The organism is Evansella vedderi, assembly GCF_030813435.1.
In the GTDB taxonomy this organism is placed as follows: domain Bacteria; phylum Bacillota; class Bacilli; order Bacillales; family Salisediminibacteriaceae; genus Evansella; species Evansella vedderi.
Genome location: NZ_JAUSUG010000010.1, coordinates 19,902 through 34,591 on the forward strand (window position 1 = coordinate 19,902; position 14,690 = coordinate 34,591).

Genomic DNA, 14,690 nt, shown 5'->3' on the forward strand with positions numbered 1-14,690 from the left:
TTTCCCCTTTCCTATTTTTTTAAGGCTGTTTTCTAATAGATTTGTATTAGGATGTCTATTTTTGGCTTGGATACGCTACAGTCGCCGCCTTCCGCTTCTCCAATGCCTTTAAAATGAAGCAACAAAGTTTGTAAAAACAGCCTTTTTTAAAATAATTATTTCGGGAATGGAAATAATTATTTGTATTAAGTATTCTTTATTCCTAAGGGATTTCCTCTAGAATTGTAAAAAAAACAGCATGGGAATCCCCATGCTTTATTTAAACAAATTGCTTTCTTTTAGTTTTCCTACTGCTTTTGATAGGATTTCTTTATCTTGAACTAAGGCGATTCGAACGTAGCCTTCTCCTGTTTTTCCAAAGGCATTACCTGGGGTTACTACTATTCCTGTTTCATCGATCAACTTGTAAGCAAATGCAGTTGAAGTATAAGGCTTCGGTACTTTTGCCCAAATGAACATGGAGGCTTTTGGCGAGTCTACATCCCATCCTGCCTCCCGAAGCCCATTGACAAGAACGTCTCTTCGCTCTTGATAAATCGCTCTTAAGTTTTCACTAAAATTCGATGTATGTGTTATTGCAGAGACTGCCGCCTTTTGGATAGGAGTAAACACGCCATAATCTAAATTGGATTTCAAGCGATTTAAGCCATCCACAATTACACTGTTTCCAACCACATATCCAACTCGACAACCAGCCATATTAAAGCTCTTGGAAAAGGAGTTAAATTCAACTCCCACTTCCTTCGCTCCCTCTGTGGCAAGAAAACTAGACGGTTTTTCCCCGTAATAGAGCTCGGAATAGGCAAAATCATGGAGTACTACGATATTATATTTCTTAGCAAATTGAACAACCTTCGTAAAAAATTCTGCTGTCGCTAAAGAAGGGACTGGATTACCTGGAAAGTTTAGAATCATGAGCTTCGCCTTCTCCCTTACATCTGAAGGTATCTGGTCTAAATCAGGTAAAAATCCATTTTCCTCTTTTAATGGCATGGAATAAGGGCTCGCTCCAGCTAAAGCAATACCTGTTGCGTATGCTGTATATCCTGGATCTGGTACTAGAATAATATCTCCAGGATTGGTTACGACCATGGGCAAATGAACGAGTCCATCTTGAGAGCCCATCGTCACGACTATTTCCTTATCCTCCGCTAGTTGAACGCCAAATCCACTAGCATAGTATTGTGATATGGCATGATGGAGGCCTTCTGTACCCGTTAAGGCATAGCCGTACTGAATAGGATCCATCACATTTCTTGCTAATTCCTCCATTACATATTCCGGTGGCGGTTGGTCCGGACTACCAATGCTTAAATCTATTATATCGCTTCCCTCTTGCCGTTTTTGTTTTTTATAGTTTGATAGTTCGTTAAAAATCGATGTTTGGAACTGTTCCATCTTATCTGAAAGGTTTATATTCATCATTTCCCCACCTCAACTCGAAGCTTTCATTAGTTAAAATTCTATCAAAATATCACTGTCAATAGTAATAATTTTTTATTTATCGTTTAATTTTATGGCTATGTTAAACTTTAATATTGATTTTCGCTACAGATCCTCCAATTACGCCTAAGGGTGTAATTGTCAAGCTAACTATGTCCATTATTGAAAAATTACTCTTCATTCTGATAAAAGCATTTAATTTCTTAAGACAAGATTTTCTGTTTTCTTCGATTCTTGTCCTCACACATCCGGATTCTGAGGGCAAAATTAGTATACTAACATTCACAAATTGTTAACTTTTTAAACTATGTTTAAGTGCTAAAATTAAGTCATCAAGATGCAAGAATTTGAGGGGGATTAAGGGGATGGAACCTTATGTTTTAGTTCATATTATTTTGGGGAGCATTTTAACTTTAGCAATTATCGTAACTTTATATTTTTTAGTGAGGCTTTTGCTTGCCCCAAAGGATAAAAAAACGTCTTATAAACCGTTGTTCCGTAAATCATTAATTTCTACAGTAGCACTTTACACTGGTTATATGATTATGATTTGGAGCAAGAACACATTTTTCTAAAAAAAGGGTGTCTTAAAAGGTATTGTTTTTAACCTTTTAAGACACCTTTTTTGTATAGTCCCTTCTGTTCTTGTCGTTTCAAGGTTCAATTTTTTTTAGTATGAGAGTCTACCCTGAAAATACAAATGCAATGTTAATTTGCCCTCTCGAAGGAGTGGAAAGCGTCCGCCTGTAACGGATTCGAGAGACAATGTACCATTTTCATTTTCCATGGTGCAAAATTTTGTTTGCATGGAGATCTATCTTAAATCTAAAACTATGTTATAGTAACGTTAATATCAAAATACGATATCAATTTTTAATAACAAGTACACTTTAATTACCTCCAGGGAGGAGCTCATCATGTTTCAATTAAACGAAGTCCAAGTAGGAAACATCCTATTTATCAATAAGCTTCATATTCCAGACAAAAGAATTACTTGTATTATGGGGGAAAGTGGTGGCGGTAAAAGCACCCTTATTAAATTACTGAACAACTTTATTCCATACGATCACGGGAAGATTACCTATAATGGTGAGGACTTACAACTTATAGATCCTATCCTCCTGCGTAGGAATGTAGTAATGGTGTCACAAGTTCCCGTTATGTTTGAAGGAACAGTGCAAGATAATTTACTCATTGGGCTAACCTTCTCGGAAAAATCCACACCTAAGGTGGAAAAATTACAAAAGATTTTATCTATCGTTTGTCTCCCTAAAGAACTGGACGTGGATGCAGAGGAATTATCAGGGGGAGAAAAGCAGCGACTCTCCCTTGCTCGCGCTTTACTGATGGAGCCTGAAGTCTATATTTTTGATGAGCCTACTTCGGCACTGGATGAAGAACTAGAGGATAAGGTAATGGGCAATATCATCGAGGAAATCAAAAGAAGAGAGAAAACATTAATCATGGTCACGCACTCGAAAAAGCTGGCCGCAACCTTTGGGGAAGTTATCGTTCATTTAAAAGGGGGAAAAATTACAAAAGTAAGAGAGGTAACAACCAATGGATGAGATCATTGAATTAGGGCTATGGCAGATGGCCGCTGCGTATGTATTCATTGTGCTCCTTTATTTCATATTAAAGGCACGGGGAATTAGTAGGGAAAAAGAATTGTTCATTGCCACCATTCGCATGACCTTACAACTTGTATTAGTTGGATACATATTAGCTTATTTATTTGATAACAACCATGTATTATGGATCATCCTCATCATTATTGTCATGCAGTTCTTTGCCATCGATAATATTTTTAAACGGGTAAAGCAGCCCCTTAGTAAAAAGCTTAAACAAATCATCATTATTTCTATGGTTACTGGTACGTTAGGAAGTATCTTTTATTTTATTATCGTGGTCGTTCAAGTTACCCCTTGGTATGATGCAAGGTATTTCATACCAATTGCGGGGATGATGATTGGGAATTCTATGACAGGAGTAGCCCTCGGGGTACAACGACTTGTGGACGGCATGTATGATCAGCGAGCTCATATTGAAACAGCACTCATGCTTGGGGCCACCCCTAAGACTGTTTCCAAGAAAATCGTTAATCAAGCCTTCGATGCAGCAATTTTACCTACCATTAACTCCATGGTAGGGATGGGGATTGTGTTTTTACCTGGGATGATGACAGGACAAATCCTTGCCGGGCTCTCCCCACTCACTGCTATTCAGTACCAAATTGCCATTATGTTAGGGATTGTGGGCTGTGTCTCTTTAACTGTTATTATGTTTGTTCAATTAGGTTATAAAGCCTTTTTCACAGAACGATCTCAGTTTAAGGCGAAGTTAAATTAACACTATCTTTACATTAAAATCATAGGAAAATGAAATTTCCCTTGATAAAATAATCGATGGCGAGGTATCGATAATGGAAAATAAAATTTTAAGGAAACTTTTTCTAGGTTTTATACAAATTCATATTTTACATCACGCAAAAGAAGAGCCTATATACGGTTCATGGATGCTAGAGGAACTGCAGTCACATGGCTACAAAATGAGCCCCGGCAGTCTCTACCCTATCCTGCACAAAATGGAAGGAGATGGTCTAATAACAAAAAAGGAACAATTAGTAGATGGGAAAATTCGAAAATACTATAGTATTACCCCCCGAGGAAACGAAGTACTGAAGGAAGCAAGGGAAAAGGCATACGAATTATTTAGAGAAATCAAGTAGGTATTATAAATGGATTTTACATAATTGGAGTGAGACGATGAACAAAGATAACAATCACGAAGTAAATAAAGGAAAAGGATCCCTGCTGGAAGTCTTTTTAGTAGCATTCCGGCTTGGATTAACCTCCTTTGGTGGTCCCATTGCCCACTTAGGATACTTTCATAATGAATATGTACGTAGGCGAAAGTGGCTTGATGAACGAAGCTATGCAGATTTAGTAGCCCTATGTCAATTCTTACCTGGCCCTGCCAGCAGTCAGGTGGGGATAGGAATTGGTGTCATGCGTTCCGGTTTGATGGGTGGGATTATGGCGTTTCTTGGATTTACCCTCCCATCTGTCATTGCTTTGATCATGTTTGCCTTATTTGTACAAGGTTTTGATATTAGTAGTGCAGGATGGATTCAAGGTTTGAAGATTGTCGCTGTAGCTGTTGTGGCTCATGCCATTTTAGGTATGGCTTCAAAGCTTACTCCCGATGCCAAAAGACGAACCATTGCTTTATTTGCGGTGATTCTAACTTTATTATGGCAAACGGTAATCACACAAGTAGTCATTATCGTTGCTGCAGGATTGATTGGCTTTTGGTTATACCGTGAGCAAAAGGCACCGGAAATATCTCATATTGAAGTTCCCATAAGTAAACGATTTGCTATAAGCTGCCTGACAATATTTTTTGGACTATTATTCCTTCTCCCATTCCTAAGGGAAATTACGTCTATCCACTGGATTGCTGTGTTTGACAGCTTTTATCGTGCCGGTTCCCTTGTATTTGGCGGCGGCCATGTAGTTTTACCCCTAATTGAACGTGAACTTGTACCAGTTGGCTGGATTACGGAAGAGGCGTTCCTAGCTGGTTACGGGGCAACACAAGCCGTACCAGGTCCACTATTTACCTTTGCCGCATACTTAGGAGCTATTATGGATGGTTGGAGTGGAGCCCTATTAGCAACGGCTGCCATCTTCCTTCCTGCATTCTTATTGATCTTAGGTACCCTTCCTTTCTGGGGTGTGTTAAGAAGCAATCCTAACATTCAAGGGGCTCTTTTTGGAGTGAATGCCGCTGTAGTGGGTATTTTAATTGCAGCTCTTTATCACCCAATTTGGACTAGTTCCATATTATCTTCTGTTGATTTTGCTTTAGCCGCTGTATTATTTGGAATGCTTGTGTTCTGGAAACTTCCACCATGGATAGTCGTGCTAGCAGGAGCTATCGGCGGAACCCTAATCAACCTAATCTAATTAAATTGCAGTGGGCGTTTCCAGTATTCTATTCTCCAAAAGTGCACAGGAACCACCCACTTTTATTCATTTTTTGGTAAGAGATCGTTTTGTTTAGACTTAGACTTTTTATCTTTCTGCAATCAACTAACATTGTATGGTATATTAGAGTCAATTGTTTTAATTTGAAGGGATGTTTATATAAATGAAAAAAAGTGTTGTTATTGCAGAGAAACCTTCCGTCGCCCGTGATATTGCACGAGTTTTAAATTGTCATAAAAAAGGCAATGGATTTTTGGAAGGGGATAAATATATCGTTACATGGGCATTAGGTCATCTAGTGACACTTGCTGATCCTGAAGCCTATGACGAAAAATACAAAGCATGGAAAATAGAAGATTTACCAATGCTGCCTAACCACCTAAAGCTAGTTGTTATAAAAAAAACGAGCAAACAGTTTCATGCAGTTAAGGGGCAGTTGAACCGTCCGGATGCAGGAGAAATTATCATTGCAACGGATGCTGCCCGCGAAGGAGAGCTTGTTGCACGATGGATTATTGAAAAGACGAGGGTAAATAAACCAATTAAACGCCTTTGGATTTCTTCTGTAACTGATAAGGCTATAAAGGAAGGCTTCCAAAAGCTGAAAAATGGGAAGGAATACGAAAACCTTTACCACTCTGCTGTGGCACGTTCGGAGGCAGACTGGTATATTGGCCTTAATGCAACTAGAGCGTTAACGTGTAAATTCAATGCCCAGTTATCTTGTGGTCGTGTACAAACACCTACCGTTGCGATCATTGCTAAAAGGGAAGATGAAATCCGAAATTTCAAACCAAAAACCTTCTATGGTCTTAAGGCTCAAACGAATAATGGACTAACCTTAACATGGCAAGACAATCAGACGAATGATAATAGAACTTTTTCCAAAGAAAAGGCTGATCAGCTTTTAGAAAAAACCAATAAGAAACAAGCATCTATAGTTGATATTGATAAAAAGCAAAAGAAAAGCTTTGCACCGCAACTTTACGATTTAACAGAGCTGCAAAGGGATGCAAATAAAGCATTTGGGTATTCAGCAAAGGAAACCTTGTCCATCCTCCAGAAACTTTATGAGCAGCATAAGGTATTAACCTATCCACGAACCGATTCAAGATATATTTCTAGTGATATCGTTGATACGTTAAAGGATCGTATCAAAGCTTGTGGAAATGGGTCTTCCTCCTATACAAAATTAGCAAACAAGCTTTTACAAAAGCCCATTAAGGGAAACAAATCCTTTGTGGATAATAATAAAGTTTCCGATCATCATGCCATTATTCCTACGGAGGAAACACCTATTATTGCCAATTTCTCTGATAAGGAAAGAAAGATTTACGATTTCGTTGTAAAGCGTTTTTTAGCCGTTCTTTATCCTCCTTTTGAATATGAACAAACGACGGTAAAGGCGGATATTGCCGGTGAATCATTTATTGCAAAAGGAAAAACGGTGATTTCATCAGGTTGGAAGGAAGTATATGAAAATCGGTTTGAGGAGGAAGGTAGCCAAGATGAAATGAAGGAACAGCTACTTCCTCTTATAGAAAAGGGAGACATCCTTTCTATTACATCTGTGACCCAAACAAAGGGAGAAACGAAACCTCCGGCAAGGTTTAACGAAGCTACTTTATTGTCTGCTATGGAAAACCCTTCAAAATTTATGAGTGGTGATGGAACTACGAAGGATTTAGCAAAAACACTAGCAAAAACCGGTGGACTTGGCACCGTTGCCACGAGAGCAGATATTATCGAAAAACTGTTTAATACGTTCCTTATTGAAATGAAGGGAAAAGATATATACCTCACTTCAAAAGGAAAACAGCTTCTTGATTTAGTTCCAGAGGATTTAAAATTACCTGCACTGACAGCGGAATGGGAACAAAAGCTAGAGTCTATTGCAAAGGGAAATCTACCAAAAAACAAATTTATCAATGATATGAAAGCCTATGCCAAAACGGTTGTCAATGAAATTAAAAATAGTAATAAAAAATATAAACACAACAACCTTACAGGTACGAAATGTCCTGAGTGCGGAAATAACATGCTTGAAGTAAAATCAAAGAAAGGTAAAATGCACGTTTGCCAGGACCGTGAATGTGGTCATCGGAAGAATATCTCCAAAGTAACCAATGCTCGTTGCCCGCAGTGTAAGAAAAAGTTAGAGCTTAGAGGTCAAGGTGAAGGTCAAGTGTTTGTTTGTAAATGTGGTCATAAAGAAAAGCTTTCTACATTTAATGAGCGAAAACAAAAAGAAAAAAATACAAAGCTCTCCAAACGAGAAGTTGCCAAGTATTTGAATAAACAAAACAAACAAGACGACGAACCATTTAATCCTGCCTTGGCGGATGCATTAGCTAAATTAAATCTAAAATAATGTAAGAAAAGAAAAGCACGGGACAACATATTCCCGTGCTTTTTATTATCCGTACTTCTATTTTATGTTGGATCAGGATTCTCTTGATACCTTCGTTTCCTAATTCTTATCTTCTCCCTTGAAGGATCTGTTACTGGCTTGATTTCTTCTCTAAATGACCTCAACATGGAAAAGCACATTAAGATAAGAACAAAGGTCAGTGGAAAGGCACTAACAATAATAGCTGTCTGCATTGCCTCTAAACCGCCAGATGCCATTAAAACAACTGCAGAAGCAGCTAAAATAAAACCCCAGCTAAACTTTACAATATTCGGTGGTTCTGTACTTCCGTTTGTTGTTTGCATTCCAAGAACAAAGGTAGCTGAATCAGCGGAAGTAATAAAGAATGTACTGATCAAGAAAATGGTGATAAAAGCAAGAATACCACTTAACGGAAGTTGTTCAAAAACATAAAACAAAGCTGTTTCAAGTGTTTGGCCAGATACGTCTAGTCCTAGATTATATTCAAAGAAAATTCCAGTTCCTCCGAATACACAGAACCATAACGTACAAACAACCGTTGGAATAACTAAAACAGCGACGACAAACTCACGCACCGTTCTTCCTTTTGAAACCCTAGCTATGAAGGTTCCTACAAATGGGGCCCATGCAATCCACCATGCCCAATAAAAAATTGTCCACCCTTGAAGCCATGCGGCACTTTCCGGGTCAAAGGGTGCTAAACGGAGCCCCATTTGGGGTAAGTTTTGAATATAGCTACCAAAGGTTGTTGTAAACAAATCCATTAAGAAAATGGTAGGTCCTAAAATTAATACGGCAAAGAACAAAAGTAGAGCAAGAACTAAATTAGTATTACTTAAATATTTGATCCCTTTCTTTATTCCAGTGCCCGCACTAATAATAAACAATACCGTAACAATTGCTATGATCAAAAACTGGATTGAAAAGGTATTTGGTATCCCTGTCAAATAACTTAATCCACCATTTATTTGTGCTGCCCCTAAACCAAGGGAAGCACATACCCCAAAGATCGTTGCAAAAACTGCAACTATATCAATAATCTTACCTGTTTTTCCTTTTACTCGATCTCCAAGTAATGGATACAGGGCTGCACTCATTAAACCAGGGTAACCTTTACGAAATTTAAAATAGGCAATTCCAAGGGCGATCGTGGCATAAATTGCCCAAGCGTGAAACCCCCAATGAAGATAAGTATAACGCAAGCTCATAATAGCTGCTTCATCCGTACCTCCCCCGATAAATGGAGGACTTGCAAAATGGGATATAGGTTCCGATACACCAAAAAACAATAATCCAATCCCCATCCCGGCGCTAAATAGCATGGCAAACCAGGTGGGACGGTTAAATTCTGGTTTATCTTCATCCTTTCCCAGCTTAATTTTTCCGTATCTGCTAAATATTAAGAAGAGAGCAAATACCAAGAAAAAGGTTGCTGCCAATTGGTAAAACCATCCGAAATTTTCTAAAAAGAAACCAAGAATGGTATTCATAACATTACCTAAGTGTGTAGGAAACAGAGCCCCCCATAATACAAAGATAATGGAAAGAATGATAGATACCCAAAATACTGTAGTCACTTTTTTCATAAAAAAGAACCCCCTCCTTTGGAAATATCTTTTGTTTTTCCAAAAGTATTTATGTGAGGGAATACTTTCTTAATGTTGGAAATTGTATGCATGTAGTCTAGTTACACATACAGCATGCTATACCTACCCTTCTATATCACGTTTATTGTAACCGATAGCACCAATAACGATCATTGTTGCTGCAATCAATGTTAATAATGTTAAATTAGTAATATTCATTTCTTCCACTGGTAATTGAGGTATATAGCCAAATGGTGTTAGGTTAGAAAGCCATAGTGGGAACTGGAGTAGTCCACCTAGATAAACCACAAAGTAAGAGAATACCAAATATAACCAAATAATCACTGTGAAGTTTGGGGCAACTCCAACTAATAGAACAGCAATCCCAGTCATCATCCATACGGCAGGTAGATACACCAATGCTGCACCATATATTGTACTGAAGGCTATTGGCTCATCCATTACTGGTACAGAGGCAGCCCATAAACCAATTGCAGCCAACGATAACATAACAAACCCTGTTATGAATGCGATAATTAAGTAGCTTCCAATTAATTTTGTACGGGACACTGCGTGACTTAATAAAAGTTCAGTGCGATTCTTTTTCTCCTCCCCTTTGAGCTTTAGGAATGCCATTAACACAGGGACTGTCCCTAACATGGACATGATTGCCATTAACATCGTAATAAATTGCTCCGTAAGAGAAAAACCTTCCATAGGGGTTAACATCTGTTCCATAATTTCTATATCAGAAAAAAATGCATCTAAATCACCAAATACGGAACCGTAAGAAGCACCTAATATAAACATACCAACTGCCCAAGATAGTAATGCTGTCCGTTGGATCCTATAGGATAAACCTAGGGGGCTTTGGAGCATAGGTGACGCATGCTTTCGACCAGGTTTCGACGGTAGAAAGCCAGCTCCTAAATCACGAATAGCACTTAAATAAAGAGACGCTACAATAAGAACGATCGAAATGACTAACATAAAGGTGATTGGCCACCAATAATTATTTACGTACACTTCTGACCTTAACACCCAGCCAAGTGGCGAAAACCAAGTTAGAGTTTCATTTGTCACGTCTCCAATGGCCCGGATAAGGTACGCTAAAATAAGGCCTCCCATCGTTAAACCAATAGTCCCACGGGAACTTTCCGAAAGCTGTGCAAAGAGAGCTGTTAAAGCTGCAAAAAAGATGCCTGTTGCACCTAAAGCTGAACCATATAGTAAGGAACCTTCCCAATCCATACTTTCAATACCAAGAGAATATAGTCCGACTCCAGTAAAAATAGCTAAAACCACATTCGTAGAAATCAGAACGATTAATGTGGCACTTAAGCTCGATAACCTTCCAGCAGGAAGAGAACGAATCATTTCAATGCGCCCGTCCTCCTCATCTGTTCGTGTATGTCGAGTAACTAGTAATATACTCATAATGGCTACTGCAATAGCAGTAAAGAGCAGCATTTGGTGGGCCATCATCGCCCCATAAGTGTAGTTATCTAGACCATATCCCTGACCAACCATCGCTGTCATTGCTGGGTTAAGCATCGTTTCCGCAATCGCTTGAAGCTCTGTCTCCGAAGCATACAAGTTAGTAAATGCCTCTGCCACGACAAGGGTAATTGCAACAATAGATATTAGCCATATGGGAATTCGAATCCGGTCTCGTCGGAGGATAAAACGGGCTAAGCTTCCCGTTTTCATAAAATATTGTTCAAACATTAAGGTCTACCTCCCGCTCCCGAGTTTGCAGATTTACTAGTACCTTCATAATGACGCATAAATAAATCCTCGAGGGTTGGCGGTGCACTCTCAAGTTTCGTTACCCCAAATTGACTAATGTACTGTATTATATTATCCAAATGCTCTGAATCCACTTGAAAGGAAAAGGCTTCCCCTTCCTTCACTAACTCATGTACACCCTGTAATGATGCCAATGAATCCATAGGCCGTATCGTTTCTACATATAGGTTTGTACGTGTAAGATGCCGTAGCTCCCCTAACGACCCCGATTCGATCATTTTTCCTTCTCTAATAATTCCCACTCTATCACACAATCTTTCCACTTCAGATAAAACGTGACTAGAAAGGAGTACACTTTTCCCTGTATTCTTCGCCTCTTGAACACACTCTTGGAAAATACGCTCCATTAATGGATCAAGTCCAGAGGTAGGTTCATCCAAAATATAAAGATCAGCTTCTGAAGCAAAGGCCGCAACTAATGCTACCTTTTGTCGGTTCCCTTTAGAATAGGTCCGACATTTTTTTGTTGGATCTAAGTCAAAACGTTGAATTAGTTCTTCACGTTTGCTTTTATTGTTACCACCTCTAAGTTTTATAAATAGATCTATAACTTCCCCTCCTGTAAGGTTTGGCCATAAATTTACATCTCCTGGAACATAAGCAATTCGTTTATGAATATCAACGGCATCCTTCCAAGCATCCTTGCCAAAAATTTTTGCTTCCCCAGAATCCGCTTTTAAGATTCCAAGAAGGACTCGAATTGTAGTAGACTTCCCCGCTCCATTTGGACCAATAAACCCAAATACCTCTCCTTTGTTTACTTCAATGTTTACCCCATTAAGTGCCGTAAACCTTCCAAATCTTTTCACGAGATTGCTTGCTTGTAAAATACTCAACCTCCCCATCCCCTCTCCTACTTGTAAAAGATTTTCTTTAAATCATCAAGATATTCATAAAATTCATCCCAATAAGGAGTTGCATCAAAAGTGGATAAGTTTACCCCCTGTAAACGCTGAAGCAATTCCTTCTCGTATCCTTCCATGGACCAACGGATAAACTTAAAAATTTTTTCCCCTTCCACATCTTCTCTAAATAATGATGTGTCAATGTTGTTGTATATTTTCGAATAGCCTAACGTTCTAAGTTCTTTATATTGCTTCTCTATTTTCTCTGGAAGGTCTATATTTTGATTCACTACAAAGGAACCCAAAAAGGTAAACACACCTGGATTTTTAACATTTGCTTTTAATTTGGCCTGCCCCGCCTGTTTATACCTCTCGATAAAATCTCGTTCATTTTCATCAATTTTAGATAAATACTCACTAATAATAAACTTCATACAATAGTCAAACAAATAGTGGTAAAGCTCTTTCTTACTCTTAAAATAGTAAAAAAGCATACCTTTCCCAATCCCAGCTTCCTTTACAATACGATTCGTGGAAGCTTTCTCGTACCCATGCTTTGCAAATTCCATAAGTGCTGCATCTACAATCCGCTTTTGCTTAGCAAAATCTAGATTTAAAAACGTCTCAGAAATAGTTTCTCACTCCTCCCCACCACATTTAGACCAAAGTGGTCGATTTGAATATATCACAATTCGACCACCTCGATCAATCAAATTTTTCCAATTATTTCAGGTTGAACAATTTGATATTTTTCAATGTAATTTCTCCTTCTGTTAAACTATTCTGTTTTTATTCCAGGAATATATTACCGATACCTTGTACCTAATTATGGTTATATTTCCGTAACTTTCTAGATATAAGGATTCATTTTACAAAAAATGATGATATTTGTCGCTAAAATAAAAGGATTTCATCGAATTTTATGGAATAAAAGTATAGTTTTTGGCAAGTGTCTAGGTAGACCTCCATGCAAGTGAAAATTTGCTCCATGGAGAATGAATATTTAAGTCTGCATTGGAATGAGCGAAGGTCCGCGAGACTCCTGTGGGAGAATGGCCTAGCCGAGACCCCACAGCGACGTAGTCGCGAGGAGGCTTGGCAGGTCACCCACGGAAAGGGAGCGGACCGTAGCGAATGAACAACCAGATTTGTATTTTCAGGGTAGACCTCCATACAAGTGAAATTTTGCACCATGTAGTATGAAAAGTGCTGGCAATGGCTCCGCTAGCCGCGCGGTACCTATGAGAAAACCGATCATAGCTACCTTTGAAAGTGTGCGGCAGTTTCGCTCATTGCTTCGGTGGCACAAAAGATAAAGTGCGCTCTTTTGTGCCACCTATTTTCAGGATAGACATGGTAAATGAAAAAGAAAGGGGGAAAAATACGTGTCAAAGGATAAGAATATACAGCAAGAATTTTTACCTCGTTCAAAAAAACATAAAAAGAGGAAACAACCCAAAAGATTATTCGCCATTCTCCTTGCAACCATTACTAGTTTCGTTATTGCAGCATCATCCCTTTCACTAGCTTTAGGCTATTGGAATGTCCCTGCATTGGAAACTAAATCTGTTGAAGTGTTAAAGGAATTAGAAGGGAATTACCTACCTTCAACGGAGCATTCCTTAAAAGATAAACCTTTTCTCCATATAACAGAAAGTTCTCAAGATGAGAGTCTACAAACAACAGAAAATAGGAGCGATATTGTCGAAGAAGAAAATGAGGAACCAAAGGAAAAGGTAGAGAAATTTGAAAAAGAAAAGAATGAAGCAGGGAATGATTCAAGCACTCAAGAATCAACTCCGCAGGAAAACGTAGGTAGTACACCTGAACTGAACCAGCCTAAATTTGTTGTTAATCACGAAGTACAACCAAAGGAGACGTTATTTAGTATTACGATGCAATATTTTTCTACCAGCCACTACCAAGAACGGATAGCAAAGTTTAATGATATACATAATCCATCTACAGAAATTAAAGCTGGTACCATATTGAAAATACCAGATCCCGAATTAGTTACTATCCATAAGGTGAAGAGTGGAGAAACCCTTTTTAGCATAACAAGAACGTATTATAATACAACGGAGCATCTTATCTCCCTTGCTAATTATAATAATATTGTGGATCCAAAGAGAGACGTAAAGCTTGGAATGGATTTGAAAATCCCCCATCCGACTATTCTTAAAAACGATGAAAAGGATACATATTCTGTTCATATAAATAAATCGAAGAATACACTCACCGTGTATTTTAATTCAGAAGTGGTACGATCTTTTCCTGTGGCTACAGGAAAGGAGCAATCCGTAACTCCCGAGGGGATTTTCCAAATAGTAAATAAAGTAGAAGATCCTTGGTATAGCCCAAAGGATATACCAGGTGGTTCACCTGAGAATCCACTGGGAAGTCATTGGCTCGGACTGAATGTACCTGGGACTAATCATTTTACTTATGGTATACACGGAACGAATGACCCATCCTCAATCGGAAAGCACGTAAGTTTAGGTTGTATTAGGATGCACAATTCAGATGTTTTATGGATGTACGATACGATTCCATTACATACATCCGTTTATATTTTTAGCGAATAAAAAGATGGATAGATAAGCAAACAATGAGCTTATCTATCCTT

The 14,690-nt window shown here is 38.5% G+C and carries 12 protein-coding genes; 7 read left to right on the forward strand and 5 right to left on the reverse strand.

The window, feature by feature from the left end; translation table 11 throughout:
- Nucleotides 1-255: 255 nt before the first annotated feature.
- Nucleotides 256-1,422 carry an LL-diaminopimelate aminotransferase gene (locus J2S74_RS12975; RefSeq protein WP_307326220.1) on the reverse strand — a complete coding sequence of 389 codons (1,167 nt, stop codon included), beginning with the start codon at nt 1,420-1,422 and terminating at the stop codon, nt 256-258.
- 386 nt (nt 1,423-1,808) lie between these two features.
- On the opposite strand from J2S74_RS12975, the gene J2S74_RS12980 reads away from it, so the two are divergent.
- From J2S74_RS12980 to J2S74_RS13005, 6 genes are all read left to right on the forward strand, one after another.
- On the forward strand, nt 1,809-2,018 hold the full coding sequence (locus J2S74_RS12980; protein ID WP_307326221.1) for a hypothetical protein: 210 nt from the start codon (nt 1,809-1,811) through the stop codon (nt 2,016-2,018).
- A gap of 342 nt (nt 2,019-2,360) precedes the next feature.
- On the forward strand, nt 2,361-3,011 hold the full coding sequence (locus J2S74_RS12985) for an ABC transporter ATP-binding protein (protein WP_307326222.1): 651 nt from the start codon (nt 2,361-2,363) through the stop codon (nt 3,009-3,011).
- Nucleotides 3,004-3,792 carry an ABC transporter permease gene (locus J2S74_RS12990; RefSeq protein WP_307326223.1) on the forward strand — a complete coding sequence of 263 codons (789 nt, stop codon included), beginning with the start codon at nt 3,004-3,006 and terminating at the stop codon, nt 3,790-3,792. The genes J2S74_RS12985 and J2S74_RS12990 overlap by 8 nt, the downstream gene beginning before the upstream one ends.
- A 73-nt stretch (nt 3,793-3,865) precedes the next feature.
- A complete protein-coding gene (locus tag J2S74_RS12995) occupies nt 3,866-4,171 on the forward strand; it encodes a PadR family transcriptional regulator (RefSeq protein WP_307326224.1) in 306 nt (101 codons plus the stop codon).
- Between the two features lie 37 nt (nt 4,172-4,208).
- Nucleotides 4,209-5,411, forward strand: a complete 1,203-nt coding sequence (gene chrA / locus J2S74_RS13000) for a chromate efflux transporter (RefSeq protein ID WP_307326225.1) — start codon at nt 4,209-4,211, stop codon at nt 5,409-5,411.
- Between the two features lie 184 nt (nt 5,412-5,595).
- Nucleotides 5,596-7,803 (forward strand): DNA topoisomerase III, encoded by a 2,208-nt coding sequence (locus tag J2S74_RS13005; protein ID WP_307326226.1) that lies wholly within the window; start codon nt 5,596-5,598, stop codon nt 7,801-7,803.
- Between the two features lie 62 nt (nt 7,804-7,865).
- On the opposite strand, the gene J2S74_RS13010 is transcribed toward J2S74_RS13005, so the two are convergent.
- The 4 genes from J2S74_RS13010 to J2S74_RS13025 all read right to left on the reverse strand — a co-directional run bounded on the left by J2S74_RS13010 (nt 7,866) and on the right by J2S74_RS13025 (nt 12,696).
- A complete protein-coding gene (locus J2S74_RS13010) occupies nt 7,866-9,410 on the reverse strand; it encodes a glycine betaine uptake BCCT transporter (protein WP_307326227.1) in 1,545 nt (514 codons plus the stop codon).
- 123 nt (nt 9,411-9,533) lie between these two features.
- Nucleotides 9,534-11,138: an ABC transporter permease gene (locus J2S74_RS13015; RefSeq protein ID WP_307326228.1), complete on the reverse strand. Its 1,605-nt coding sequence runs from the start codon at nt 11,136-11,138 to the stop codon at nt 9,534-9,536.
- Nucleotides 11,138-12,055, reverse strand: coding sequence for an ABC transporter ATP-binding protein (locus J2S74_RS13020; protein WP_307326229.1), 918 nt, complete (start codon nt 12,053-12,055; stop codon nt 11,138-11,140). Before J2S74_RS13020 ends, J2S74_RS13015 begins: the two co-directional genes overlap by 1 nt.
- Nucleotides 12,056-12,072: 17 nt before the next feature.
- The gene (locus J2S74_RS13025) at nt 12,073-12,696 is read right to left on the reverse strand and encodes a TetR/AcrR family transcriptional regulator (protein ID WP_307326375.1); all 624 of its coding nucleotides are present in this window, start codon (nt 12,694-12,696) and stop codon (nt 12,073-12,075) included.
- Nucleotides 12,697-13,449: 753 nt separating this feature from the next.
- On the opposite strand from J2S74_RS13025, the gene J2S74_RS13030 reads away from it, so the two are divergent.
- A complete protein-coding gene (locus tag J2S74_RS13030) occupies nt 13,450-14,649 on the forward strand; it encodes a L,D-transpeptidase family protein (protein ID WP_307326230.1) in 1,200 nt (399 codons plus the stop codon).
- Nucleotides 14,650-14,690: the final 41 nt, after the last annotated feature.

What these genes read in the sequence shown, in the direction of transcription:
- J2S74_RS13010 (WP_307326227.1), bottom strand. Translation starts at nt 9,410, where the DNA reads ATGAAAAAAGTGACTACAGTATTTTGGGTATCTATCATTCTTTCCATT.
- chrA (WP_307326225.1), top strand. Translation starts at nt 4,209, where the DNA reads ATGAACAAAGATAACAATCACGAAGTAAATAAAGGAAAAGGATCCCTG.
- J2S74_RS12985 (WP_307326222.1), top strand. Translation starts at nt 2,361, where the DNA reads ATGTTTCAATTAAACGAAGTCCAAGTAGGAAACATCCTATTTATCAAT.
- J2S74_RS12980 (WP_307326221.1), top strand. Translation starts at nt 1,809, where the DNA reads ATGGAACCTTATGTTTTAGTTCATATTATTTTGGGGAGCATTTTAACT.
- J2S74_RS12990 (WP_307326223.1), top strand. Translation starts at nt 3,004, where the DNA reads ATGGATGAGATCATTGAATTAGGGCTATGGCAGATGGCCGCTGCGTAT.
- J2S74_RS13005 (WP_307326226.1), top strand. Translation starts at nt 5,596, where the DNA reads ATGAAAAAAAGTGTTGTTATTGCAGAGAAACCTTCCGTCGCCCGTGAT.
- J2S74_RS12975 (WP_307326220.1), bottom strand. Translation starts at nt 1,422, where the DNA reads ATGAATATAAACCTTTCAGATAAGATGGAACAGTTCCAAACATCGATT.
- J2S74_RS12995 (WP_307326224.1), top strand. Translation starts at nt 3,866, where the DNA reads ATGGAAAATAAAATTTTAAGGAAACTTTTTCTAGGTTTTATACAAATT.
- J2S74_RS13015 (WP_307326228.1), bottom strand. Translation starts at nt 11,138, where the DNA reads ATGTTTGAACAATATTTTATGAAAACGGGAAGCTTAGCCCGTTTTATC.